The organism is Actinomadura vinacea (genome assembly GCF_039532545.1).
GTDB classification, from domain to species: Bacteria; Actinomycetota; Actinomycetes; order Streptosporangiales; family Streptosporangiaceae; genus Spirillospora; species Spirillospora vinacea.
Window position 1 is genome coordinate 75166 of record NZ_BAAARW010000035.1, and the last position, 26037, is coordinate 101202.

The window sequence follows — 26037 nt, forward strand, 5'->3', positions numbered from 1 at the left end:
GGCGGAGATCACGTGCCCAGGTAGGCCAGGACGGCCAGCACCCTGCGGTTGTCGTCCTCCGACGGCGGCAACCCCAGCTTGCTGAAGATGCTGTTGGTGTGCTTGCTGATCGCCTTCTCGGTCACGAACAGCGCCGAGGCGATCGCCGCGTTCGACCGGCCCTCGGCCATCAGCCCCAGCACCTCGCGCTCGCGGGGGGTCAGCGCCTGCAGCGGCTCCTCGCGGGCGTGCCGGGTCAGCAGCTGCGCCACGACGTCCGGATCCAGCGCGGTGCCCCCCGCGGCCACCCGGCGCACCGCGTCCACGAACTGGCTCACGTCCGACACCCGGTCCTTGAGCAGGTAGCCGATGCCGCCGGTGCTGTCGGACAGCAGCTCGCGCGCGTACAGCTGCTCCACATGCTGCGACAGCACCAGCACCGGCAGGCCCGGCACCTTCTCGCGCGCCTCCAGCGCCGCCCGCAGCCCCTCGTCGGTGAACGTCGGCGGCAGCCGCACGTCCACCACCGCCACGTCCGGACGGTGCTCGGTCAGCGCGCGCAGCAGCGAGGGCCCGTTGTCGACCGCCTCGACGACCTCGAACTTGAACGCCTCCAGCAGGCGGATCAGGCCGTCCCGGAGGAGGGCGAGGTCTTCGGCGATGACGACGCGCACGGCAGCTCCATGGTCACGATCGTGGGCCCTCCCGGCGGGCTCGTGACCGCCATCGTCCCATCGAAAGCGGCCAGCCGCCGTTCGATACCGCGCATTCCGCCGCCCTCGCCGGGATCGGCGCCGCCGCCGCCGTCGTCCCCGACGATCATCTGGAGCCGGTCCGCGCGGTGCTCGATCTGCACCCACGCCCGGGACGCGCCGCTGTGCTTGACGATGTTGGCCAGCATCTCCGCGACCGCGAAGTAGGCCGCCGACTCCACCGGCGCCTCGGCCCGTCCCGGCAGCTCGATCCGCACGTCCACGGGCAGCGGCAGGGACAGCGCCAGCGCCTGGACGGCACCGTCCAGGCCCCGCTCGGCCAGCACCGGCGGGTGGATGCCGCGGACGAGGCCGCGCAGTTCGGTCAGCGCCTGCCCGCTGGCCGACCGGGCCTCCGACAGCAGCTCCTGCGCCGCCTGCGGATCGTGCTTCATCAGCTCCTCGGCCAGGCCGATGTTCATGCTCAGCGCCACCAGCCGCGCCTGCGCGCCGTCGTGCAGGTCCCGCTCGATGCGGCGCAGCTCGGCGGCCGAGGCGTCCACCGTCTCGGTCCGGGTCTCGGTCAGCTCCCGCACCCGCTCGGCCAGCGCCGTCCGCGCGGGCGACAGCAGGGACTGCGAGAACAGCGCGTGGCCCTTCAGGATCGGCACGGCCGCCGGCAGCGAGCCCGCCGCCATCACCGCCCCCAGCGCCATGGCCCCCGTCACGCCCAGCAGGCCCCAGTCCTCGAGCGGCCAGAACGGGCCCCAGCCGTAGAAGGTGATCTGGCCGAGCCAGGGCGCGACGACGATCCCCTCGAGCCCGTACACCAGCAGCCCGGCCGGCAGCAGCCCCAGCAGCAGCCCGACCGGCATGTTCACCAGGAGCCACAGCAGGTCGCGCCAGGTCGCCGGATCGCCCAGCACCCACTTCAGGCGCCGGAACGGGTTCCGCGAAACCGGTTCGCGCCGGTACGGGACGGGGATCGGCACACCCGACCACTCCGCCGCCCACACCCGCTCCATGTTGGCCAAAGCGCGCACGGCCAGCAGCATCGGCGGCGCCAGCAGCACCCCGACGCCGAGCGGGATGAACACGATCGACAGCACCGCCAGCACGAACAGCGGGATGCCCGCGGCCAGTGCGATCACCGCCTGCACCAGCCCGCGCAGGCAGTTGAGGAGCCCGACCTGGACGATCCTGCGGCCACGCCCGTCGTCGTCGTTCATCGATGCCTCCAGGGGGTCGGCCCGGCCGCCTCGTCCGGGCCGGCGCGTGGTCACGAGGGCCGTGCGGCACGCGCCGTCGGCCCTTCCATTGTGGCGGGGACGGACGCCGCCTTCAGTGGTGCTAGGCCCACTTCAAGAGACAGGCTCGGGGGCATGTCGGGCCGGTCGCCGCCCCGCGCCCGTACTTCCGGGGTGACGCGACAAGCGGCCGCGTTACCTGCACAATGCATGGGCGACACTTCAGGGGAGAAAGCGAATCGACACAGTGACCGCATCCATCAGCCAGACACCCACCGACCCGGCCGCCGCCGACGGCGCCGCCGCGCAGGCCGCCCCACCGATCGCCCCGTCGATCACGGAGCGGATCGCGGCCGAGCTCGCCGTCAGGGAGGGCCAGGTACGGGTCGCCGTCGACCTGCTCGACGGCGGCGCCACGGTGCCGTTCATCGCCCGCTACCGCAAGGAGGCCACCGGCACCCTCGACGACGGCCAGCTGCGCACCCTGGAGGAGCGCCTGCGCTACCTGCGCGAGCTGGACGAGCGGCGCGCGGCGATCCTGGAGTCGATCGAGTCCCAGGGCAAGCTCACCGACGAGCTGCGCGCGCAGATCACCGCCGCCGAGTCCAAGGCCCGGCTGGAGGACATCTACCTGCCGTACAAGCCCAAGCGCCGCACCAAGGCGCAGATCGCCCGCGAGGCGGGGCTGGAGCCGCTGGCCGACCTGCTGCTGGGCGACCCCGCGCAGGACCCGAAGGCCGCCGCCGCCGGCCACGTCGACCCCGAGAAGGGCGTCGCGGACGAGAACGCCGCGCTGGAGGGCGCCCGCGCCATCCTGGTCGAGCGGTTCGCCGAGGACGCCGACCTGATCGGCACGCTGCGGGAGCGCATGTGGACACAGGGCCGCATGCTCTCGAAGGTGCGCGAGGGCAAAGAGGAGGCCGGCGCCAAGTTCGCCGACTACTTCGACTTCGCCGAGCCGTTCGACAAGCTGCCCTCGCACCGCATCCTCGCGCTGTTCCGCGGCGAGAAGGAAGAGGTCCTCGACCTCGACCTGGAGCCCGAGGCCGCGCCGGAGGAGGCGGAGGGCCCGGCGGCGCGCAGCTCCTACGAGGCGGAGATCGCCCGGCGGTTCGAGATCTCCGACCAGGGCCGTCCCGCCGACCGCTGGCTGTCCGACGCGGTGCGCTGGGCCTGGCGTACCCGCATCCTGGTGCACCTGGGCATCGACCTGCGCACCCGGCTGCGCCAGGACGCCGAGGACGAGGCCGTCCGGGTGTTCGCCGCCAACCTGCGCGACCTGCTGCTGGCCGCGCCCGCCGGGACGCGGTCCACGATGGGCCTGGACCCGGGCCTGCGCACCGGCGTCAAGGTCGCCGTCGTGGACGCCACCGGCAAGGTCGTGGCCACCGAGACGATCTACCCGCACACGGGCGCGGCGGGGCGCCGCTGGGACGAGTCGATCGAGGTCCTGGCCCGGCTCGCCCGCGCGCACTCGGTCGATCTGGTCGCCATCGGCAACGGCACCGCGTCCCGGGAGACCGACAAGCTCGCCGCCGACCTGATCGCCCGCCACCCCGACCTGCGGCTCACCAAGGCCATGGTGTCGGAGGCGGGCGCGTCGGTGTACTCGGCGTCGGCGTACGCCGCGCGCGAGCTGCCCGACCTGGACGTCTCGCTGCGCGGCGCGGTCTCGATCGCCCGCCGGCTGCAGGACCCGCTGGCCGAGCTGGTCAAGATCGACCCCAAGTCCATCGGGGTCGGGCAGTACCAGCACGACGTGTCGGAGGTGAAGCTGTCCCGGTCGCTGGACGCCGTCGTCGAGGACGCGGTGAACGCGGTCGGCGTCGACGTCAACACCGCCTCGGCGCCGCTGCTCACCCGGGTGTCGGGCATCGCCGAGGGGCTGGCGGAGAACATCGTCGCGCACCGCGACGCCAACGGCCCGTTCAGCACCCGCGACGGGCTCAAGGAGGTGCCGCGCCTCGGCCCCAAGGCGTTCGAGCAGTGCGCGGGCTTCCTGCGGATCCCCGGCGGCACCGACCCGCTGGACGCCTCCAGCGTCCACCCCGAGGCGTACCCGGTGGCGCGCCGGATCGTGGCCGCGGGGGGCGGCGACATCCGCGGCCTGGTCGGCAACACCGCCGCGCTGCGCGCGCTGCGCCCGGCCGACTTCGTGGACGACACGTTCGGCCTGCCGACGGTGACCGACATCCTGGCCGAGCTGGAGAAGCCCGGCCGCGACCCCCGCCCGGCGTTCCGCACCGCCGTGTTCAAGGAGGGCGTCGACACGCCCGCCGACCTGGAGCCGGGAATGATCCTGGAGGGGGTCGTCACCAACGTCGCGGCGTTCGGGGCGTTCGTGGACGTCGGCGTGCACCAGGACGGCCTGGTGCACATCTCGGCGATGTCGAACAAGTACGTCGAGGACCCGCGTGACGTGGTGAAGCCCGGCGACATCGTCCGGGTGAAGGTCCTGGACGTGGACCTGAAGCGCAAGCGGATCTCGCTCACCCTGCGGCTCGACGACGGCTCCCGCACGGGCGGGGGCGAGCGCGGCGGTCAGGGCGGCGGTGGCCGTCCGCAGCGCCAGGGCGGGCGCGGCAGCCAGGGCGGACGCGGCGGCCAGGGCGGCCAGGGCGGCCAGAGTGGCCGTGGCGGGCAGCCGGGCGGGCGCGGTGGGCGCGGCGGGTCCAGCGGCGGCGGCCGCGGGGCAGGCGGTGGTTCGGGCGGGGGTTCGGGCGGGGGTTCGGGCGGTGGCGGCGCCATGGCGGACGCGCTGCGCCGGGCCGGGCTCGACAAGGGCCTGCCGGGCTCAGGCTCGGACGGCGGCGGCCAGGGAGGCGGCAAGGGCGGCGGCAAGGGAGGCAAGCGCCGCCGCTAGGGCGTGCGCGGCGTGTCGCGGATTACGGGCGACCGTAACCGGGGCACGCCGTGATCGTCCGACCGGTTGCACAATGTCACACTCTGGCGGCACTTCAGTGATATCGGTGCGGTCGTGTGGCTCATCTGATAGACCGCTCATCCGCGGTGCGTGACCGTCGTCACGGGCGCGGTCCGCGACCGATCCGGAACTTCCCGCCGAACCGGGCGGGGCCCGGGTGGGTGAGTGTCCGCAGTCCTCGCCCGTACCCCATAGACTTGGCGCGCGACGGCGCGGAGCCAATCATCGGCGTGCCCGTTCCTGCCGCCTGACAGCTTCAGAGACCGGACGGGCGAGTACGCGCCGAACGCCGCGGCCGAGACAGCGCCCGATCAAGGAGACCAACCCCAGTGAAGACCGATGTCGAGGAGCTGACCCCCACGCGGGTCAAGCTCACCGTCGAGGTTCCGTTCGACGAGCTCAAGCCGAACCTCGACAAGGCGTACAAGGAGATCTCCCAGCAGGTGCGGATCAAGGGCTTCCGGCCCGGCAAGGTCCCCGCCCCGCTGATCGACAAGTACGTCGGCCGGGGTGCGGTCCTGCAGGAGGCGGTCAACGACGCGCTTCCCGAGCTGTACGGCCGCGCCGTCGAGGAGAGCGAGATCTTCGTCCTCGGCCAGCCCGACGTGGAGGTGACCGAGCTCGAGGACGGCACCCAGTTCGCCTTCACCGCCGAGGTCGACATCCGGCCCAAGTTCGAGGTGCCCGAGTACGACGGCCTCGAGGTCACCGTCGACGACGCCGAGGTCGGCGACGAGCAGGTCGAGGAGACCATCGGCAACCTGCGCGAGCGGTTCGCCTCCCTGACCGCCGCCGACCGGCCGATCGAGGAGGGCGACTTCGCCACCATCGACCTGGTCGCCAAGATCGACGGCGAGACCGTCGAGGACGCCTCCACCAGCGGCTACTCCTACGAGGTCGGCAGCAAGTCGGCCATCGAGGGCCTCGACGAGGCGCTGCCGGGCCTGTCGGCGGAGGAGGACAAGACCTTCACCAGCACCCTGGTCGGCGGCGAGCACGCCGGCGAGGAGGCCGAGATCACCGTCACCGTGCAGAGCGTCAAGGTCAAGAACCTGCCGGAGCTGGACGACGACTTCGCCCAGATGGCCAGCGAGTTCGACACCATCGACGAGCTGCGCGAGGACGTCCGCACCCGGCTGGGCCGGCAGGTCAAGCTGCAGCAGATCTCCGACGCGCGCGACAAGGCGCTGGAGGCCCTGCTGGAGCGCGTCGACATCCCGCTGCCCGACAAGGTGGTCGACGAGGAGATCCAGCGCCGCGAGCAGCAGCTGGAGCAGCAGCTCCAGATGGCCGGGATGACCAAGGCCGACTACCTCAAGGACGAGGAGAAGTCCGAGGAGGACTTCGAGACCGAGGTCGCCCAGGCGGCCCGGCAGGCGGTCAAGGGCGGCTTCGTGCTCGACCAGCTCGCCGTCCAGGAGGAGCTGGGCGTCGAGAACGAGGAGCTCAGCGAGTACGTCGTCACCCAGGCCATGCAGATGGGCGTGCAGCCGCAGCAGCTGGCCGAGTACCTCACCGAGAACAACCAGCTCCCGGCGGTCGTGTCGGAGGTGCTGCGCAGCAAGGCGCTCAACCTGCTGGTCGAGCACGTCACGGTGAAGGACGAGTCCGGCAACGTGATCGACGTCGAGGCCGTGCGGCGCGAGCTGAACGGCGAGACGGGCGAGACCGTCCAGGCCACCGAGGACGCGGAGGCCGAGGACACCGAGACCGAGGACACCGAGGGCACCGAGGACGTCGCCGAGGCGACCGAGACCGAGGCGACCGAGACCGAGGCCGCCGAGAGCGAGACCGAGGCGCCGGCCGCCGAGGAGGAGCCCAAGAAGGACGCCTGACCAGGTCGCGCCAACCCGGGCGATTCCGGTCGCCGATCACCCGCCCCGCCGGGCGGGTGATCCGGGCCCGCGCGCCCGACCGTACCAAGGAGCGCCCCGTGCCCGGCTCCGGGCCCGGGGCGCTCCCCGTTCCATGAGATCTCCATGCGCGGGTACGCCCCCAGCGAAAAGGAGGCCCTACCGGCTTAACCGGGCCCCGGGGCGCGTTAATGTCCAATCATCCGAACCGATAAAAGGACCGGAGGAACACCCGGTGAGCATGCCTCCGACTTTCGACGAGTCGTCGCGGATCCAGGCGCGGGTCGCCGAGGCGCCCCTGCTGCCTCTGGGCGACCAGCTCTTCCAGCGGCTGCTGCGCGAGCGGATCATCTTCCTCGGCCAGCAGGTCGACGATGACATCTCCAACCGCATCTGCGCCGAGCTTCTGCTGCTGTCCGCCGAGGACGGCCGCCGCGACATCACCCTCTACATCAATTCGCCCGGCGGCTCGGTGACGGCCGGCATGGCGATCTACGACATCATGCAGTACGTGCCCAACGACGTGGTGACGGTCGGGATGGGCCTGGCCGCCTCGATGGGCCAGTTCCTGCTCTGCGCCGGCACGACCGGCAAGCGCTACGCCCTGCCGCACGCGCGCATCATGATGCACCAGCCGTCCGGCGGCATCGGGGGCACCGCCTCCGACATCAAGATCCAGGCCGAGCAGATGCTGTACGTGAAGAAGACGCTCGCCGAGAAGATCGCCGAACACACCGGGCAGGCGCTCGAGCAGATCGAGCGCGACTCCGACCGCGACCGCTGGTTCACCGCCGGCGAGGCCAAGGACTACGGCTTCGTCGACCACGTGGTGCTCAGCGCCAACCAGGTGCCCTCCCAGGGCCCCGTCTCCTGACGACCTGAATCCTCAGCGGAGGCACACAGTGAGCGATCTGATCCGACCCGGCTTCGGCGATCTGGTCCGGCCGGGCGTCCAGTCCGGTGGCGGCCCGCTGCCGGTCGACAACCGTTACATCATCCCCTCCTTCGTCGAGCGCACCACGTACGGGGTCAAGGAGATGAACCCGTACAACAAGCTCTTCGAGGAGCGGATCATCTTCCTCGGGGTGCAGATCGACGACGCGTCCGCCAACGACGTGATGGCCCAGCTGCTCACGCTGGAGTCGATCGACCCCGACCGCGACATCAGCATCTACATCAACTCGCCCGGCGGCTCGTTCACCGCCATGACGGCGATCTACGACACGATGCAGTTCGTCAAGCCCGACATCCAGACGGTCTGCATCGGCCAGGCGGCCTCCGCGGCGGCGGTGCTGCTGTCCGCCGGCACGCCCGGCAAGCGCGCCGCGCTGCCGCACTCGCGGATCCTCATCCACCAGCCCGCCACCGAGGGCACCTACGGGCAGTCCAGCGACATCGAGATCCAGGCCCGCGAGATCATGCGGATCCGCGACCAACTGGAGACGATCCTCGCCCGGCACAGCGGCAAGAGCGTGGACGATGTCCGGTTCGACATCGAGCGCGACAAGATCTTGACGGCGGACGAGGCCAAGGACTACGGCTTGGTCGACGACGTCTTCCTCAGCAGGAAGCGCAAGGCCGAGGTAGTGTCGTCCTGAGACGGCACGCGGACCTGGGAAACCCTCAGCCCGGTCGTGATACTTCCGGGCGGGGGGCTTACCAAGTCCCGTTCAGGCGGTAACGTCGAGTCCAACGTCGAAAGCCTTCGGGACGCAACCGAGCTGCGCCGCATCCTCCAAGGCGGGCGGCCCCACGAAAAGGAGACAGTTGGGTGGCACGCATCGGCGACGGTGGTGATCTGCTCAAGTGCTCGTTCTGCGGGAAGAGCCAAAAGCAGGTCAAAAAGCTCATCGCGGGTCCGGGCGTGTACATCTGCGACGAGTGCATCGATCTCTGTAACGAGATCATCGAGGAGGAGCTCTCCGAGACCTCCGACCTCAAGTGGGACAGCCTGCCCAAACCGCGGGAGATCTACGAGTTCCTCGACTCCTACGTCATCGGGCAGGACACGGCGAAGAAGGCACTGTCCGTCGCCGTCTACAACCACTACAAGCGCATCCAGTCCGGTGACACGGGGCGGGACGACACCGTCGAGCTCGGCAAGTCGAACATCCTGCTGCTGGGCCCCACCGGTTCGGGTAAGACGCTGCTCGCGCAGACGCTCGCCAAACTCCTCAACGTGCCGTTCGCGATCGCGGACGCGACGGCGCTCACTGAGGCGGGCTATGTCGGCGAGGATGTGGAGAACATCCTCCTCAAACTGATCCAGGCGGCCGACTACGACGTCAAGAAGGCCGAGACCGGGATCATCTACATCGACGAGGTCGACAAGATCGCTCGCAAGAGCGAGAACCCGTCGATCACCCGGGACGTCTCGGGCGAGGGCGTCCAGCAGGCACTGCTGAAGATCCTGGAGGGCACCACCGCGAGCGTCCCGCCGCAGGGCGGCCGCAAGCACCCCCACCAGGAGTTCATCCAGATCGACACCACCAACGTGCTGTTCATCTGCGGTGGCGCCTTCGCCGGGCTGGAGAAGATCGTCGAGTCCCGGGTCGGCAAGCAGGGCATGGGCTTCGGCGCGGTGATCCGCTCCAAGTCCGAGTTCGACGAGTCGGTGAACGTACTCGGCGAGGTGATGCCCGAGGACCTGCTGAAGTTCGGCATGATCCCCGAGTTCATCGGCCGGCTCCCGGTGATCACCAGCGTGCACAACCTCGACCGCGAGGCCCTGATCAACATCCTGACCGAGCCGAAGAACGCCCTGGTCCGCCAGTACCACCGGCTGTTCGAGCTCGACGGGGTCGACCTGGAGTTCACCGACGACGCCCTGGAGGCGATCGCCGACCAGGCCATCCTCCGCGGCACCGGCGCCCGCGGCCTGCGCGCCATCATGGAAGAGGTCCTCCTCTCGGTGATGTACGAGGTCCCGAGCCGCCAGGACGTGGCCCGCGTCGTCATCACCCGCGAGGCCGTCCTGGAACACGTCAACCCGACCCTCGTCCCACGCGAACGCACCAAGCGTGAACCCAGAGAAAAGAGCGCCTGAGGAGGAGGGAGGGGGCACGGGAGCAGTGTGTCCGCGGAAAGCGCGGACCGGTGCCCCCTCCTCGTGCTGGCCCAGGGGGGCGACCCCCTGGAACCCCCGATGGTGCACGGGGCTGGTGTCTGTGCAGGCTAGGGACCGCTGCCCCTCGGCCGTGCTGTATTGATCTGGGGCCAGCCCCCGGCCGGGGGACGGCCACATCCAATCGGGCCCGCATCCACGCCCTCTGGCAGGGGCTCCGCCCCCACACCCCCTTGGGGCTCCGGGGCATCTGGGGGGCCACCCCCAGGTGGGACGGACGGCCTCCCAAACCCCGGCAGGGGCTCCACCCGTAGCCCGAGGGGGGCGGGTCTGGTCGTGTCCTGGTGAGATCGCCGGGGCACACGCCCCCGACTCACCTAAAACTCGCCGCAGGGCGGCACCCCTGGCGGGGCTCTGCCCTGCCCTGTGTGTGCTTGAGGTAGACCCGCGGGGGTTACCCCCTCGGTTAGCCGCGCCTGACAAAGCCGCGCGTGGTGCACTGGGGGTGCGCGGTTCTCGGCCCGAGCCAGATCGCTTGCCGTGGCCGCCGTCTGTGGCCTGATCAGGGCGGGGGCGGGGTCAGGTGGGGTTGCGGGTGGATTCGCCCAGGCCGGCTTCGCGGGCCAGGACGATGGCCTGGGCGCGGTCGGCCACGTGCAGCTTCATGAAGATGTTGCTGACGTGGTTGCGGACGGTCTTCTGGCTGAGGAAGAGCGTCGCGGCGATGTCCTGGTTGCTGCGGCCCTGCGCGATCAGTTCGAGTACCTCCCGTTCCCGCTCGGTAAGTTGCGGGAACGCGGTCTGGCGCGGGTCCGGCATGTCGGTGAAGTAGGTGAGCACGCGGCGGGCGATCTCCGGGCCGTAGATGGCCTCGCCGGCGGCGACCGCGCGGACGGCGCGGGCGATCTCCTCGGCGCCCGACTCCTTGAGCAGGTAGCCGCGGGCGCCGGCGCGCATGGCCGCGAAGACCGAGTCGTCGTCCTGGAACATCGTCAGGACCAGCACCCCGATGCGGGGACTGGTGCGGGTGATGGTGCGGGTGGCCTCGATGCCGTTGCCGCCGGGCATGTGCAGGTCCATGACGACCACGTCGGGCTGCAGTTCGGCCGCCATCCGCACCGCGTCGGGGCCGCTTTCGGCCTCGCCGACCACTTCGACGCCCAGTGCCTGCAGCAGCCCCTTCAGGCCCTGCCGGAAGACCGGATGGTCGTCGGTGATGAGGACTCGGATGCCCTCCGCGCTCATGCCCGCCCGCTTTCGCCGGTGAAAGCCCGATGGTAGCCGGGCACGGCCAGCGGCAGGCGGGCGGAGACGATCGTGCCCACGCCGGGGCGGGAGGTGACGGTGCAGCCGCCGCCGACCTCGGCCGCCCACTCCCGCATCCGGGCCAGCCCGCCGGTGCGGGGCGGTCCGGCGCCGCGGACGGCCTCGGGCAGCCCGACCCCGGAGTCGGCGATCATGATGTGCAGTTCGGCGTCCCGGCTGAGCAGCACCAGCGTGGTGGCCGCCCGGGCGTGCTTGCGGATGTTCTCGACGGACTCCTCGACGATGCGGTACGCGGCGACCTCGACCGCGGCGGGCAGATCGGTCCGGTCGCCCTCGAAGCGGACGTCCACCCGGTCGCAGCAGCCCTCGGCCAGCGACTCGATCGCCGCCGGCAGGCCCAGATCGTCCAGGGCGGGCGGGCGCAGGCCGTGCGCCAGCTCGCGGATCTCGCCCACGGTGGTGGCCAGCCGGTCGCGCAGCTCCGACAGCACCGGCTCGATCCGCTCCGGCTCGCCGGCCAGGGTGATCCGGGCGGTGTCCAGCGACATGGCCAGGCTGGCCAGGGTGGGGCCGAGGCCGTCGTGCAGGTCGTGCCGGAGGCGGCGGCGCTCCTCCTCCCGGGTGGCCAGGATCCGTTCCCGGGAACGCTGCAGGTCGGTCGTCAGCCGGGTGAGGTGCGGGATGTGCGCCAGATGCGCGACCGCCGCGCCCGCGGCGAAGGCCGCCGCCAGCCCGGCCGTGCGCGCCACCACCGATCGCATCCCGCCCCCTTCCCGTCGAGTCCGGACGCCGTTGTCCAGCCTCGCCGGTGGGACGACCCGGTGTCAGGTGACCGGAGTCCCGACCATCGCGGGATCAGTCCTCGATGTCGTCGCGCATGCGGCGCATCGTGGAGGCCACGCTGGAGTAGCTGACGCTGTTGGACGACGACAGCGAGCCCCCGTCGGGGATCGGCATGATGGTGCCGAACGAGCTGTCGGTGGACCAGGCGCAGATGGCGGTGGTGTAGGTCGACAGCGTCGACTGCCGGTTGCGGACGGTGCTGCACACCGCCTCGCCGTCACCGCCGGCGTCCGAGATCGGAATGGTGATCGTCGAGACGTTGCTGGAGATCTCGGCGTTCACGGCGCTGCGCCACTGGGAGTAGAGCTCGTCCGCATCGAAGTCGCCGGTGCCGCCCACGAACAGGTACTTCTCCGACCCCGAGCCGTAAACGGCGGTCTTCACCTCGGTGATCTTGTAGCCGGTGGCCCGCCGGATGATCGACCGCTGCGAGCTGAGCTGGGAGGAGATCCGGCTCTCGGTCGTGTAGTCGCGGGTCATCCCGCCGGCGGTGTAGGGGGTGTTGATCTCGTGCTTGCTGGTCGCGCCGATCACCACCACGACCACCACGACCAGCACGGTGAGGATCAGCCCGATACCGATGATCAGGCCGATGATCAGACCGGCCCCGGACGAGCGGCGCGGCGGGGGCGGGGCGAAGCCGGGCCCGGGGGCGCCGTAACCGTAGCCCGGGGGACCTCCGGGCGCGGGCGGGGGGTTCCAACCGCTCATATCCAAACTCCTTGTCGCACTCGGCCGGGCGGGTCAGGGGATGCCCTTCCGGCGAGGTTCCGCATCTTGCAGCCGATCTCTTTGACGCATCAGGGCGTCGGGGCGTTCTACCTTTTCGGGACCCGTAGAATCTGGCTCCGTGACGACGCCCAGCCATGAGCGCGGCCCAGGGGCCGCCGAGGTCGATCTGCCCACCCAGTACCAGCCCGCGAACGTCGAGGGCAGGCTCTACGAACGCTGGGTATCGGCCGGGCTGTTCACCGCCGACCCGGGCCGGCGGCCTGACGCCCCCGCGTACTCCATCGTGATCCCGCCACCTAATGTGACAGGTTCGCTGCATATGGGCCATGCCCTGGATCACTCCATCCAGGACGCGCTGGTCCGCCGGCGCCGCATGCAGGGGTATGAGGCGCTGTGGGCGCCGGGCATGGACCACGCCGGCATCGCCACCCAGAACGTGGTGGAGCGGGAGCTTGCCAAGGAGGGCAAATCCCGGCATGACCTGGGCCGGGAGGCGTTCGTCGAGCGGGTCTGGAAGTGGAAGGCCGAGTCCGGCGGCCGGATCCTGGGGCAGATGCGCCGGCTGGGCGACAGCGTCGACTGGACGCGCGAGGCGTTCACGATGGACGACCGCCGTGCGCGCGCCGTTCGCACGATCTTCAAGCGGCTGTTCGACGACGGCCTCATCTACCGCGCCGAGCGGATCATCAACTGGTGCCCGCGCTGCCTGACCGCGCTGTCGGACATCGAGGTGGAGCACGCCGAGCGCGAGGGCGAGCTGGTCTCGATCCGGTACGGCTCGGGCGACGCCGAGATCGTGGTCGCCACGACCCGGGCGGAGACGATGCTGGGCGACACGGCGGTGGCCGTCAACCCCGACGACGAGCGCTACCGGCACCTGGTGGGGCGCGAGATCGAGCTGCCGCTGACCGGCCGTTCCATCCCGGTGGTCGCCGACGCGCACGTCGACCCGGAGTTCGGCACCGGCGCGGTGAAGGTGACCCCGGCGCACGACCCCAACGACTTCGAGATCGGCCGGCGGCACGACCTGCCGCTTCTGACGATCATGGACGAGCGGGGTGTGATCACCGCGCACGGCCCGTTCCAGGGTCTGGACCGGTTCGAGGCGCGCCCGGCGGTGGTGGCGGCACTGCGGGAGCAGGGCCGGATCGTCAAGGAGGTCCGCCCGTACGAGCACGCGGTCGGCCACTGCCAGCGCTGCTCCACGGTCGTCGAGCCGCGCGTGTCGCTGCAGTGGTTCGTCAAGGTGGCGCCGCTGGCGAAGGCGGCCGGTGACGCGGTCCGGGACGGGCGGGTCGCGATCCACCCGCCGGAGATGGCCGCCCGCTACTTCGAGTGGGTCGACAACATGCACGACTGGTGCATCAGCCGCCAGCTGTGGTGGGGGCACCGCATCCCCGTCTGGTACGGCCCGGACGGCGAGGTCCGCTGCCCGGGGCCGGACGAGGAGCCGCCGGCCGGGTGGACGCAGGACACCGACGTCCTCGACACCTGGTTCTCCTCGGCGCTGTGGCCGTTCTCCACGCTCGGCTGGCCGGAGCGCACCGCCGACCTCGACCGCTTCTACCCGACGTCGGTGCTGGTCACCGGCTACGACATCCTGTTCTTCTGGGTCGCCCGGATGATGATGTTCGGCCTGTACGCGATGGACGGCGCCGAGCCCTTCAAGACCATCGCGCTGCACGGCATGGTCCGCGACCAGCACGGCAAGAAGATGTCCAAGTCGTTCGGCAACGTGGTCGACCCGCTGGACTGGATCGACCGCTACGGCGCCGACGCGACCCGGTTCACGCTGCTGCGCGGCGCGAACCCGGGCGGCGACGTCCCGGTGGCCGAGGACTGGGCGCAGGGCTCCCGCAACTTCTGCAACAAGCTGTGGAACGCCACCCGCTTCGCGCTGATGAACGGCGCGCACGTGCGCGGCGAGCTGCCGCCCGCCGCCGAGCTGACCACGGTCGACAACTGGATCCTGTCCCGGCTGAACCGGGTGATCGCCGAGGTCGACGCGCAGCTGGAGGGCTTCGATTTCGCCAAGGCGTGCGAGACGCTCTACCACTTCGCGTGGGACGAGGTCTGCGACTGGTACGTGGAGCTGGCCAAGGTGCAGCTCGCCGATGAGAAGGCCGCGGCGACGCGACGCGTCCTGGGCGAGGTCCTCGACAAGCTGCTGCGCCTGCTGCACCCGGTGGTCCCGTTCGTCACCGAGGAGCTGTGGACGTCGCTGTCGCAGGCCGAGACGCTGCTGCGGGCGGAGTGGCCGGCCGCGGACGCGTCCCGGCACGACGCCGGGGCGGAGGCCGAGGTGGAGTCGCTGCAGCGGATGGTCACCGAGGTGCGGCGCTTCCGCAGCGACCAGGGGCTGAAGCCGGGGCAGCGGGTCGCCGCGGCCCTGGAGTTCGGCGGGTCGCCGCTGGTCGTCCACGAGGAGGGCGTCCGCACGCTGCTGCGGCTCACCGAGCCGGGCGAGGGGTTCTCGGCGACGGCGTCGCTGCCGGTGGAGGGCGTGACGGTGCGGCTCGACACGGCCGGCGTCATCGACGTCGCGGCGGAGCGCAGGCGGCTGGAGAAGGACCTGGCCGCCGCCCGCAAGGAGGCCGACCAGGCCCGGCGGAAGCTGGCGAACGAGGCGTTCATGGCCAAGGCCCCCGAGGCCGTCGTCGCCAAGAACCGCGACCGGCTGGCCCAGTCGGAGACCGACATCGAGCGCCTGGAGGCGCAACTGGCCGCGCTGCCAGGCTGACCGCCCGCGCGTCGCGCGTTCCCTCGGCGTCCGCGCCGGGGGAATGCGTGAACCCGCCGCGAGCGGCGCGCGTCATGGCTACGATCTTTGATCCGTGGGAATACTCCTTCGGGAGCGTAATGACTGAATCGCCCCCCCGGCCCGAAATGCCGTCCGACGATCTGAACGCTCCGCAGCTCATCCCGCGTGTCGCGGGCGAGGGCGACGCGTCGGCGGACGCCGCCCGGCCGTTCATGATGCCGCCCGCGCCGCTGCCGGTGGCCCCGTGGTGGGCCTCGTCCACCCCGGACCCGACGCCGCCGCCATCGGTGACCGGCCTGCGGCCCGCGCCGCCGCCGCCCACTGTGATCGACCCGATCCCGGTGAGGGCGGCGCCGCCCCCCGATCCGGCCGCGATCGTCGCGGGCCCTCCCCCTCCGGGGGGCGAGCCGCCGCCCCCGCTGCCCGCGCCGGGCGACATCATGCTCGTGCCGGCGCCCGCGCCCTCACCCGAGGCCGCCCGGGTCGCGCCGCCGCCTCCGGCCCCCGCGGCCCCGCCCGAACCGCCTCCCGCACCTCCCGCGGCCCCCGACGCCTTCGTCGACCAGGTCATCTCGACCGGCCCTCAGCACGTCTGGCACGCCACAGACCAGCATTGGACGCCGCGACCCCCGGCCCCGCCGGCCCCCGCCCCGCCGCGTCCGGCCCCCGAACGCAAGTCGAAGACCGGGCTGATGGCGGCCGTCGCCGTTGGAGTGGGCGTCCTCGCGGCGGCCGTCACGGCCGTCCTGGTCGTGGTCGCGGGCGGTGACGACGTTCCGCTGCGCAAGGTCGCCGCGGCCGGAACGGCCGGGGGCCTTCGCAAGGATCCCTCGGCCCCGGCGATGAGCTCCGCCTACCCGTTCGTCATCGCCGCGATCCGGGCCGGTGGCGTCGAGAAGGCCGCCACCGCCCGCGGCGTCTACCGCGACCAGGTGAACGGGGCGCAGAGCATTCTTTTCCTGGGCGGCACGGCCGCCATCGGCGACCCGGCCGCGTTCCTGAAGAAGGCCCGTCCCAGCACGGTCCTCACGGCCGCGAAGACCCCGCCGGGCAAGGCGGGCGGCCAGATCTCGTGCGGGACGTTCGCCGTCCTGAGGGAGACCCACCTCTTCTGCGCCTGGGCCACCGAGAACTCCTTCGGCTTCGTCGCCTCGAACGAGCCGGCGGCAGCGGCCCGGCCCAACGCCCTGGCCCCGCTGACGCTGCGCATGCGCACCGACTTGGAGAAAAGGACGTCCTGAAGGCGGGCCACCCGATCGGGGCGCCGCCCGAGCCCGCACCAGACCGGATGACGCGTTTCCGCCGAACGCGCCGATCCTCCCCTCTAAGATCATCTTCCTGGTCCGGCAATGGTCGTCCTCATTGATCGATTCGAGGTCGGTCGCGGGGTCCGATCACGCCCGTCCGGTTCGAGGTGGAGGTCTCGTTTCTGTGCGTTCACGTTTGATGTCGCGGCGGCGGTTCTTCGGGTTGGGCGGGACGAGCGCGGCCGCGGTCGTGCTCGGCACGGGCGTGCTGGGCGGGGAGAGCGCCGCGGCCCGGACCCTGCGCAAGAGCAACCCGTTCACGCTGGGCGTCGCATCGGGCGATCCGCTGCCGCACGGGTTCGTCCTGTGGACCCGGCTGGCGCCCGAGCCCTTCGCGGCCGACGGCGGTGGCGGTATGCCCTCCCACAGCGTCCGGGTCGAGTACGAGGTGGCCCGGGACGAGCGGTTCCAGAGCGTCGTCCGGCGCGGCGCCGCGGTGGCCTCGCCGGAACTGGGCCACTCGGTGCATCCCGAGGTCCATGGGCTCGAACCCGATCGCGAGTACTTCTACCGCTTCCGCGCGGGCGGTGAGATCTCCCCGGTCGGCCGGACCCGCACGACACCGGCCGCCGCCTCCATGCCCCGCGAGCTCAACTTCGCCTTCACGTCCTGCGCGGCCTGGCACGACGGGTACTTCACCGCCTACGACCACATGGCCGAGGAGGACCTCGACCTCATCGTGCACCTCGGCGACTACATCTACGAGTTGGAGATCAACGCGGCCAACAACCAGCGCGCTGAGGCCGCGCCGCCCCAGCTCGGCACCGAGGCGTTCGACCTGGCCCGGTACCGGCTGCAGTACTCGTTCTACAAGGCCGAGGAGCCGCTGCGGAAGGCGCACGCCCGCTTCCCCTGGATCCACACCCTCGACGACCACGAGGTGGTCAACGACTGGGCCGCCGACAAGGTCCTGCGCGGCCGGCACCCCAACCCCGATCCGGTGGAGTTCGCCAAGCGGCGGACGGCGGCGTTCCAGGCCTTCTACGAGAACCTGCCGTTGCGCAGCGCCCAGCTCCCCTCCGGCACCCGCATCCGGCTGCACCGGAGGCTGCCGTACGGGCGGCTGGCCGACATCACGATGATCGACACACGGCAGTACCGCGACCCGCAGCCCTGCAACCACGGCAACGGAACCGGGAAGACCACCGGCTGCGAGGAGCGCTTCGACACCGACCGCAGCATCCTGGGCGCGGCCCAGCGCGACTGGCTGGTCGAGGAGTTCAGCCGCTCGCGGGCACACTGGCAGATCCTGGGCAACCAGGCGCCGATGGCCCAGACCGACGAGGACCCCGGACCCGGCCAGTTGCTGTCGCTGGACCCCTGGGACGGCTATGTCGCCGACCGCGACCGCGTGCTGGCCGCCGCCGACGAACGCGGCGTCCGCAACCTGGTCGTGATCACCGGGGACCGCCACACCAACTACGCGCTGGACCTCAAGGCCGATTATGACGAGCCGGACTCGCGCACGGTCGCGACCGAGTTCGTCGGGACGTCGGTCACCAGCGGCAGGGACGGCGCAGACATCGACGCCGCCGGCCAGGCGTACCTGGCGGCCAACCCGCACCTGAAGTTCTACAACTTCCAGCGCGGCTACGTCCGGGTCAACGTCAACAGCGAACGCTGGCGCAGCGATTTCCGCGTGATGCCCTACGTCACCAAGCCCGGCGCACCGATCTCCACCCGGGCGAGCTACGTCGTCGAGGACCAACGCCCCGGCGCCAAGCCCGCCTGAACCGTCTCAAGGCGGCGGCGGGGTGAAGAGGCGGTCGGTGTCGGCGTCGACCAGGTCCAGTACCAGGCCGATGAAGTAGACGGTCCCCAGGACGACCACGCGGCGGCCCAGGCCCGCCAGGGACTCGCGGGTGAGAGCCGCGGCGTCGATGACGTCCCAGGTCTCCGGCAGGGGACGGGAGAAGCGCAGGTGGTCGTAGGGCAGCCGGACGCAGGTCACCGGCAGGTCGCGCAGTTCGGTGATGGCGCCGTCCACGTCCTTGTGGTCGGGAAGGCATACGACGGCGTGGTCGATCGTGCCCCAGCGGGTTCGCGCCGTGGTGACGGCGGCGGCGAGCCCGGCCCGGTCGATGGCCGAGTCGGCCAGTAGCGCGGTGCCGGTCCCGGGGACGCCGTGCCAGGACAGTCGGCCTGGGAGGGTGAGCGTCTCCAGTGTCGCCCGCAGACGCCGGGGTGGTGGGGCGTCCCGGTCGCAGGCGTCCAGGAGGCGCAGGGCGGCCAGGTGGCCGGTCTCGGCCGCGGACCGGGACAGCCCGGCCGGCAGCAGGTCGGCCGGCAGCAGGTCGGCGGAGAGGCCGCCCCCGGCCCGGGGCGTTTCCACCGCCCCGCCGGTGATCTTCCGTACGGTCGTCGCGATCGCCCGGGCCGCCTCCTCGCTCTGCGGCGCGGAGACGACGGCGCGGGTGCCGGGCGCCACGGCCCCGGCCTTCTCCTCGGCGATCTCGGTGACGGTGTCGCCGAGGACCCCGGCGTGCTCGCGGAACACCGGCGTGATCCCGGCGACGGCGGGCGGGAAGAGCGAGATCTCGTCGGAGCGGCCGCCCATGCCCGCCTCGAGCACCAGGACGTCCAGCCCGGCCTCCCGCGCGTGCAGCGCCCCGGCCAGCAGGAACAGCCCCGAGGGGGACAGGTAGCCGCCGGCACGGCCCGGCAGCCCCCGGATCCCGTCCTGGAGGCGCCCGGCCAGGCGTTCCAGTTCGGCTTCGCCGACGGCTCGGCCGTCCACGCGGATCCGTTCCCGGTTGCCGCGGTAGGCGGGGCTCGTCACCGTTCCCACGCGCAGCCCGCTCGCGGCCAGGACGGCCGACGCGTATGTGGCGGCGGTGCCCTTGCCCTTCGAACCGACGACGGCCAGCACGGGACGGTCCGGATCCGGGAGTGCCAGCCTTTCCGCGAGCGCGCGGGCGCGTTCAAGGCTGCGGGTCTCGCCCGGCCCGCGCCGCCGCCATTCGCGGAAGAACACCTCTTCGACCTCGGCCGCCATGCCTTCAGTTTGTCAGCGCCGGCCGGCGGGCTCGGGGCCACCGTCAGGCGGCGGGGCATGGCCAGTAGGCTGGGGCATCGTGAGCCAGGTAACCGAGCCGCTGGACTACCGCGCCGTCGTGACCGCGATCATGAGCCGCGGGGTCGAGTGGGAGATCGATCCCACCCTCGACCGGATCCGCGATCTGGTCGACGTGCTGGGCGAGCCGCAGCGCGCGTATCCGGTGATCCATATCGCCGGGACGAACGGCAAGTCGAGCACGGCCCGGCTGGTCGAGGCGCTGCTGCGCGAGCGGGGGCTGCGCACCGGCCTCTACACCAGCCCCGAGCTGAACACGCTGCGGGAGCGGATCGCGGTCGACGGGGAGGCGATCTCCGAGGAGCGGTTCGTCCAGGTGTACGAGGACGTGCTGCCCTACCTGGGGCTGATCGACGACAAGCACGGCACGCGGCTGTCGTTCTTCGAGGTGCTCACGGCCATGGCGTACGCGGCGTTCGCGGACGCGCCGGTGGACGTGGCGGTCGTCGAGACCGGGATGGGCGGGTCCTGGGACGCCACCAACGTGGCCGACGGCACGGTCGCGGTGGTGACGCCGATCGGGCTCGACCACACCCGCTACCTGGGCGAGACGATCGAGGAGATCGCCGCGGAGAAGGCCGGGATCATCAAGCCGGGCGCGGTCGCGGTGCTGGCGCAGCAGCCGGTGGCGGCCGCCGAGGTGCTGCTGCGGCGGGTGGTCGAGGTCGGCGCCACGGCGGCCCGGGAGGGCGTGGAGTTCGGCGTCCTGCACCGGGACGTGGCGTTCGGCGGCCAGCAGATCCGGCTCCAGGGGCTGCACGGCGCCTACGACGAGATCTTCCTGCCGCTGTTCGGCGAGCATCACGCGGGCAACGCGGCGACCGCGCTGGCGGCGGTGGAGGCCTTCGCCAGCGGCGCGCCGACGCGCGGGGAGCCCAACCTGGAGGCGGCCACGCGGATCGCCCCGGGGGAGTCGTACGTGGGCGGCGAGGCGGGGCAGCTCGACCCGGCGCTGGTGCGCAGCGGGTTCGCCAAATCGTCGTCGCCGGGGCGGCTGGAGGTGGCGCGCACCGGGCCGACGGTGCTGCTGGACGCGGCGCACAACCCGGCGGGAATGGCCGCCACGGTCGCGACGATCACCGAGTCGTTCGACTTCAGCCGGCTGGTGGGGGTGTTCGCCGCGGCGGCCGACAAGGACGTCGCGGGCGTCCTGGACCAGCTGGAGCCGGTGCTGGCGGAGCTGGTGGTGACGCGCAACTCCTCGCCGCGGTCGATGCCGGTGGACGAGCTGGCGGAGCTGGCCGAGGGGATCTTCGGCACCGAGCGGGTGCATGCCGTGCCGCGGCTGGACGACGCCATCGACCGCGGGATCGGGCTGGCCGAGGAGACGGGCGAGTACCGGGGCGCGGGCGTGCTGATCACCGGTTCGGTGGTCACGGCGGGCGACGCCCGCACTCTGCTGCGTGTGGAGGGGGGCCGGTGAGCGTGCAGGAGCGTCCGCCCACGGGCAATCCCACAGGTAATCGCACGGGCGATCCCAGTGGAAACCCGGTGCGGCGATTGCTGTCGACGGTTTTGGCATGCGAGGCGATCGTGATCGGCCTGGCCGTTCCGGTCGCGATCGCGGTGCTGAAGGTGGACGCCTTGATCGCGGGCCTGGTGTGCGGTGGACTCGCGGTGATCTGCCTGGTCATGGCCGGAATGCTGCGGTTCTCCTGGGCGGTTCCGGCGGGTACGGCGCTGCAGGTGCTGGTCATCGCGACCGGGTTCATGGTGCCGACCATGTTCTTCCTCGGTGCCCTTTTCGGGGTGCTGTGGGGGACGGCGATCTGGATGGGGCGCAAGGCGGAAGGTGCCGGGGCGCGCTAAATTCGCGGGGACGGCTTCGCCATCAGTCCACCGCAATTTTTGACTAATTCGGGCATTTCACTATTTGTCCCATCGGTGGGCGACGACCCCGGAGGAGAGGGCCGTGTCCCACCGTTCGTCCTGCCGTTCCGCCGCGGCCGCAACCGGGACGGCGCTGCTCGCCCTGACCGCCCCGCCCGCGGCCGCGCTGGTCCTGCCCGATCTCAGCCCCGGCGTCATGGACGCCGCGCGGGCGAGCCTGGGCGAGGGGCCCGCCTTCGTGCGCGCCGCCGGGGTCACCCTCCCCGCGCTGCTGCTGGCCGTCCCGTCGGCGGCAGGGCTGGCGCGCCGCTCCTCGCCGCGGCTCGTCCTGGCCGCCGGCTTGCTGCTGCTGCTCGCGGGCCTGGCCGGTGCCCAGTACGCGAATTCGGTGCCCGCTGTCGCGGCGGCCCGGCTGGCGCAGGGCGCCGGCGCGGGCTTCATGCTTCCCGCGTCGCTCGTGCTGGTGTGGGAGCGGCGCAGCCGGTTCCTCGTCGCGTTCTGGGCCGGGACGCTCGCGGCCGGGCTTCTGGGCGCGATGCCGCTCGCGCTGTACATGCTCGAGGAAGGCGGATGGCGGGACGCGCTCGCCCCCTTTCCCTGGTTCGCGGTCGCCGCGGCGGCCGCGGCACTGATCGTGGGCTTGGCCGAGGGCCGGCGGGGCGTCCGGGCCGAGCCGCTGCCCGCGCCCAGGTCGGCCGAACGCGGGCAGCTCGTGCTTCCGGTCGCCCCGGCGGCCGGGCTGGCGTTCCTGGCGGTGGCGACGACCCATGACTGGTCGCCCGGCGCACGGCTGGTGGTGGCCGGCATCGCGCTCGTGGCGCTGTTCGGGCTGGCGGTGGTCGCGGGACGGGACGCGACCGCGGGCAGCCCGCTCGGCTGCGCGGTCGTGATGGTCACCGCGGGGCTGCTGGCGTACCCGCTGGCAGGTCCGCTGGCGGGGCTGGCGGCGGGCGGTGCCGTGGACGGGGCGACGGGCGGGGCGGCGCAGGGGGCAGGGGGCGTCCCGACGGTCCCGTTCGCGGCGGGCGGGACGGCGGCGCTGGCCGGGGCCCTGCTGACCGTCCGGCTCCCGGAGAGGGCGGTGCGGGCCGCGGTCACCGGCGGGCACGGCCTCATCGTCGTCGCGGTCGTGGTCGCGCTCGCCACGCCCGCCGCCGGAGACCCGCGCCTGCTGGCGGCCGTGCTGGTGCCGCTGGGGCTCGGCGTGGGCGCGGCGCTGGCCGCCTCGCTGCGCGACGCCGGGCCGAGCGCGGCGCTGTTCGGGCTCGGCCTGTGCTTCCCCGCCGTCCTGACCGGCCAGCTCCTGGTGCTCTCCCTCCAGGCGGGACGCTGGTACCACGCGCGGCCGGAGACCGCGGCGCAGCGGCTGGCCGCGCTGACCGACGGCTACCGGGCCTGGCTGGTGGCCGCCGGCGTGATCGCCCTCGTCCTGGCGCTCGCCGCGCGGCGGCGGCGCGGCGGCGGCGAGGCCGTCCCGGAGCCCGGAGGCGGGTAAGCTTCGCGGCGCACACCCGGAGCGCCGGGGTGCCCCTTCTGGCAGTCCGCTGCGGCGGGGCGCGCCCATCTCGTCAGACAGTCTTCAAGGAGGACCACCCGTGTCCGAGCGCACTCTTGTCCTGGTCAAGCCCGACGGCGTCCGCCGCGGTGTCGTGGGCGAGGTCATCTCGCGGATCGAGCGCAAGGGCCTGAAGCTCGTGGCGCTGGAACTGCGCACGCTGGCGCGCGAGACCGCCGAGGCCCACTACGAGGAGCACGCCGAAAAGCCGTTCTTCGGCGAGCTGGTCGAGTTCATCACCGGCGGCCCGCTGGTGGCGATGGTGGTCGAGGGGCCGCGCGCGATCGAGGCGTTCCGCGCGCTGGCCGGCGCCACCGACCCGGTGAACGCGACCCCCGGCACGATCCGCGGCGACCACGCCCTGGAGATCGGCGAGAACATCGTGCACGGTTCCGACTCCACCTACTCGGCGGACCGGGAGATCAAGCTGTTCTTCCCCGACCTGGGCTGAGCACGATCACCCCGCGGCCGCCGCGCGAACACCGCCTCGAACACCGCGGGCTTCGCGGTGAACACCGCGGGCGGCGCGGCGAACGCCGCGCGAACATTCCGGTGGCCGCCGCGGCGGATCAGCGGACACGCGGGCCGGATCTTCCGGCCCGCGTGCTCTTTAATGGGAAACCCAGCTGCTCAGAACGTGTTCTTTAGGCGACTCGCGGCCACCGGGTGCCTGCCCTGCCCGGCTTCGTCGCGTTACGATGGGGACGCCGCTCTGCACGCCCGTCAAGCATGAAGGGCTCCCTTTCTTCATGGGTAACAAGCTGTCGTTTCTAGGCCGTGACATGGCGGTCGACCTTGGCACTGCCAACACGCTGGTCTATGTGCGCGGGCGCGGCATCGTCCTCAACGAGCCCTCGGTCGTGGCGATCAACACCAACACTGGGAAGATCGTCGCGGTCGGGATCGAGGCGAAGCGGATGATCGGCCGCACCCCGGGCAACATCGTCGCCGTGCGTCCGCTCAAGGACGGTGTGATCGCCGACTTCGACGTGACCGAACGGATGCTGCGCTACTTCATCCAGAAGGTCCACAAAAGACGGCACTTCGCCAAGCCGCGCATCGTGGTGGCCGTCCCGAGCGGCATCACCGGGGTGGAGCAGCGCGCGGTCAAGGAGGCCGGCTACCAGGCCGGCGCCCGGCGCGTCTACATCATCGAAGAGCCGATGGCCGCCGCGATCGGCGCCGGGCTCCCGGTGTACGAGCCGACCGGCAACATGGTCGTCGACATCGGCGGCGGCACCACCGAGGTCGCGATCATCTCGCTCGGCGGGATCGTCACCAGCCAGTCCGTGCGGGTCGGCGGCGACGAGCTCGACCAGGCGGTGATCTCCTTCTCCAAGAAGGAATACTCCTTGATGCTCGGGGAACGCACCGCCGAGGAGATCAAGATGGCGATCGGCTCGGCGTTCCCCACCAAGGACGAGGAGCCGCACGCCGAGATCCGCGGCCGCGACCTGGTCAGCGGGCTGCCCAAGACGGTGGTGATCTCCTCCGAGGAGGTGCGGCGGGCGATCGAGGAACCGGTCAACGCGATCGTGGACGCGGTCAAGACCACCCTCGACAAATGCCCGCCCGAGCTGTCCGGCGACATCATGGACCGCGGGATCGCCCTCACCGGCGGTGGCGCGCTGCTGAAGAACCTCGACGAGCGCCTCCGGGAGGAGACCGGGATGCCGATCCATCTGGTCGACAACCCGCTCGACTCGGTCGTGCTCGGCACCGGCAAGTGCGTGGAGGACTTCGAGTCGCTGCGCCAGGTGCTCGTCCCCGAGCCCAGACACTGACGACACTCTGATGGCACTGATGGCGAGCCGTTCGGGGGGCCGGGGGTAGTCCCCCCAGCACTGACCCCCGCCCACAGGCGATGAATCGGGAGGTCGGTGGGTGAAGGACACCCGGCGGACCCGCGTGGTCCTCGGCGTGCTGCTCGTGGTCGCGCTGATGCTGATCACGGTCGACTACCGCGGTGGGGCGAACTCCCCGCTGCGCGGGCTGCGCGGCGTGGGCGCCGCGGTCTTCGGCCCGGTCGAACGGGTGTCGGCGGCGGTGGTGCGGCCGATCGGCAACACCCTCGACGCGGTCACCGACGCGCCCGGCGAACGCCGCCGCGCCGACCGGCTGGAACGCGAGAACCAGCGGCTGCGCGAGCAGCTGCGCTCGGGCGGGATGGACCGCACCCGCGCCGCCCAGCTGGACCGGCTGCTCGGCACCGCGGGCATGGGCGGCTACAAGATCGTCGCGGCCCAGGTGATCTCGGCCGGCCAGGGCTTCGAGGACACCGTCACGCTGGACGTCGGCAGCCGCAGCGGGGTCAAACCCGACATGACCGTGATGAGCGCGGACGGGCTGGTCGGCCGGGTCACCCGGGTCGGCCCGGCCACCGCGACCGTGCTGCTGGCCACCGACGTGACCTCCTCGGTCGGCAGCCGGCTGGAGGACTCCCGGGAGATCGGGATCGTGCAGGGCCGGGGCCGCCGCGGGTTCGGCGGGGGCGGCGCCACCCCGATGCGGTTCCAGCTGCTGAACGCCAACGCGCCCATGCGGGTCGGGCAGCGCCTGGTGACGCTGGGCTCGCAGGGCGAGCGGCCGTACGTGCCGGGCGTCCCGATCGGGATGGTGGAGCGGATCGACGAGCCGGTCGGCGGGCTGACCCGCACCGCCTACATCCGTCCGTTCACCCGGTTCACCACCCTCGACGTGGTGGCCGTGGTGGTCGCGCCGCCCAAGGCCGACCCGCGGGACGCCGTGCTGCCGCCCAAGCCGCCCAGTCCGAGCCCGTCGCCGTCCCGTACCCCGAGCGGCACCCCGAGCGGCGCGCCGGAGGGGCGGCCGAGCGGCCGGGCGAGCGACCGGCCGAGCGACCGGGCCAGCGGGTCGCCGAGCCCGACCACCAGCGAAGCGGGGGACTGATC

General features: G+C 72.0%; 20 protein-coding genes. 14 read left to right on the forward strand and 6 right to left on the reverse strand.

Annotation, left to right across the window (positions count from 1 at the left end; genetic code table 11):
* Positions 1-8: 8 nt before the first annotated feature.
* A complete protein-coding gene (locus ABD340_RS38575) occupies positions 9-653 on the reverse strand; it encodes a response regulator (protein ID WP_344595986.1) in 645 nt (214 codons plus the stop codon).
* A complete protein-coding gene (locus ABD340_RS38580) occupies positions 605-1900 on the reverse strand; it encodes a sensor histidine kinase (protein WP_344595988.1) in 1296 nt (431 codons plus the stop codon). The genes ABD340_RS38575 and ABD340_RS38580 overlap by 49 nt, the downstream gene beginning before the upstream one ends.
* Positions 1901-2240: 340 nt before the next feature.
* On the opposite strand from ABD340_RS38580, the gene ABD340_RS38585 reads away from it, so the two are divergent.
* The 5 genes from ABD340_RS38585 (at position 2241) to clpX (ending at position 9740) form a co-directional block, all read left to right on the forward strand.
* Entirely contained in the window at positions 2241-4781 is a 2541-nt protein-coding gene (locus ABD340_RS38585; protein WP_344596083.1) for a Tex family protein, read from the forward strand.
* Between the two features lie 389 nt (positions 4782-5170).
* The gene (tig, locus tag ABD340_RS38590) at positions 5171-6676 is read left to right on the forward strand and encodes a trigger factor (RefSeq protein ID WP_344595990.1); all 1506 of its coding nucleotides are present in this window, start codon (positions 5171-5173) and stop codon (positions 6674-6676) included.
* A 259-nt stretch (positions 6677-6935) separates the two neighbouring features.
* Positions 6936-7568 (forward strand): ATP-dependent Clp protease proteolytic subunit, encoded by a 633-nt coding sequence (locus ABD340_RS38595; protein ID WP_344596085.1) that lies wholly within the window; start codon positions 6936-6938, stop codon positions 7566-7568.
* 61 nt (positions 7569-7629) lie between these two features.
* Complete coding sequence (locus ABD340_RS38600) at positions 7630-8292, forward strand: ATP-dependent Clp protease proteolytic subunit (RefSeq protein WP_344596086.1); 663 nt, start codon at positions 7630-7632, stop codon at positions 8290-8292.
* 173 nt (positions 8293-8465) lie between these two features.
* Positions 8466-9740: an ATP-dependent Clp protease ATP-binding subunit ClpX gene (gene clpX / locus ABD340_RS38605; protein WP_344595991.1), complete on the forward strand. Its 1275-nt coding sequence runs from the start codon at positions 8466-8468 to the stop codon at positions 9738-9740.
* A 597-nt stretch (positions 9741-10337) separates the two neighbouring features.
* Here the strand turns inward: clpX and ABD340_RS38610 are convergent.
* The 3 genes from ABD340_RS38610 to ABD340_RS38620 form a co-directional block, all read right to left on the reverse strand.
* Positions 10338-11003 carry a response regulator transcription factor gene (locus tag ABD340_RS38610; protein ID WP_344595992.1) on the reverse strand — a complete coding sequence of 222 codons (666 nt, stop codon included), beginning with the start codon at positions 11001-11003 and terminating at the stop codon, positions 10338-10340.
* On the reverse strand, positions 11000-11785 hold the full coding sequence (locus ABD340_RS38615) for a sensor histidine kinase (RefSeq protein ID WP_344595994.1): 786 nt from the start codon (positions 11783-11785) through the stop codon (positions 11000-11002). The genes ABD340_RS38610 and ABD340_RS38615 overlap by 4 nt, the downstream gene beginning before the upstream one ends.
* Before the next feature lie 94 nt (positions 11786-11879).
* Positions 11880-12578, reverse strand: a complete 699-nt coding sequence (locus ABD340_RS38620; RefSeq protein WP_344595995.1) for a hypothetical protein — start codon at positions 12576-12578, stop codon at positions 11880-11882.
* Between the two features lie 139 nt (positions 12579-12717).
* Between ABD340_RS38620 and ABD340_RS38625 the strand changes: the two genes are divergently transcribed.
* The 3 genes from ABD340_RS38625 to ABD340_RS38635 all read left to right on the forward strand — a co-directional run bounded on the left by ABD340_RS38625 (position 12718) and on the right by ABD340_RS38635 (position 18399).
* A complete protein-coding gene (locus ABD340_RS38625) occupies positions 12718-15339 on the forward strand; it encodes a valine--tRNA ligase (protein WP_344595997.1) in 2622 nt (873 codons plus the stop codon).
* 119 nt (positions 15340-15458) lie between these two features.
* Positions 15459-16601: a hypothetical protein gene (locus ABD340_RS38630; protein WP_344595998.1), complete on the forward strand. Its 1143-nt coding sequence runs from the start codon at positions 15459-15461 to the stop codon at positions 16599-16601.
* A gap of 190 nt (positions 16602-16791) precedes the next feature.
* Positions 16792-18399 (forward strand): alkaline phosphatase D family protein, encoded by a 1608-nt coding sequence (locus ABD340_RS38635; protein WP_344595999.1) that lies wholly within the window; start codon positions 16792-16794, stop codon positions 18397-18399.
* A 6-nt stretch (positions 18400-18405) separates the two neighbouring features.
* Here ABD340_RS38635 and ABD340_RS38640 read toward each other — a convergent pair whose 3' ends face one another.
* On the reverse strand, positions 18406-19662 hold the full coding sequence (locus ABD340_RS38640) for a folylpolyglutamate synthase/dihydrofolate synthase family protein (RefSeq protein ID WP_344596001.1): 1257 nt from the start codon (positions 19660-19662) through the stop codon (positions 18406-18408).
* 130 nt (positions 19663-19792) lie between these two features.
* Between ABD340_RS38640 and ABD340_RS38645 the strand changes: the two genes are divergently transcribed.
* The 6 genes from ABD340_RS38645 (at position 19793) to mreC (ending at position 26035) form a co-directional block, all read left to right on the forward strand.
* Complete coding sequence (locus ABD340_RS38645) at positions 19793-21163, forward strand: bifunctional folylpolyglutamate synthase/dihydrofolate synthase (protein ID WP_344596088.1); 1371 nt, start codon at positions 19793-19795, stop codon at positions 21161-21163.
* A gap of 68 nt (positions 21164-21231) precedes the next feature.
* A complete protein-coding gene (locus ABD340_RS38650; protein WP_344596003.1) occupies positions 21232-21549 on the forward strand; it encodes a DUF4233 domain-containing protein in 318 nt (105 codons plus the stop codon).
* A gap of 103 nt (positions 21550-21652) precedes the next feature.
* Positions 21653-23065 (forward strand): hypothetical protein, encoded by a 1413-nt coding sequence (locus ABD340_RS38655; RefSeq protein ID WP_344596005.1) that lies wholly within the window; start codon positions 21653-21655, stop codon positions 23063-23065.
* Positions 23066-23165: 100 nt separating this feature from the next.
* Positions 23166-23576 (forward strand): nucleoside-diphosphate kinase, encoded by a 411-nt coding sequence (ndk, locus tag ABD340_RS38660; protein ID WP_344596007.1) that lies wholly within the window; start codon positions 23166-23168, stop codon positions 23574-23576.
* A gap of 298 nt (positions 23577-23874) precedes the next feature.
* Positions 23875-24909, forward strand: coding sequence for a rod shape-determining protein (locus tag ABD340_RS38665; RefSeq protein ID WP_425547512.1), 1035 nt, complete (start codon positions 23875-23877; stop codon positions 24907-24909).
* A gap of 100 nt (positions 24910-25009) precedes the next feature.
* Positions 25010-26035, forward strand: coding sequence for a rod shape-determining protein MreC (mreC, locus tag ABD340_RS38670; protein WP_344596009.1), 1026 nt, complete (start codon positions 25010-25012; stop codon positions 26033-26035).
* The last annotated feature ends 2 nt before the right edge of the window (positions 26036-26037 follow it).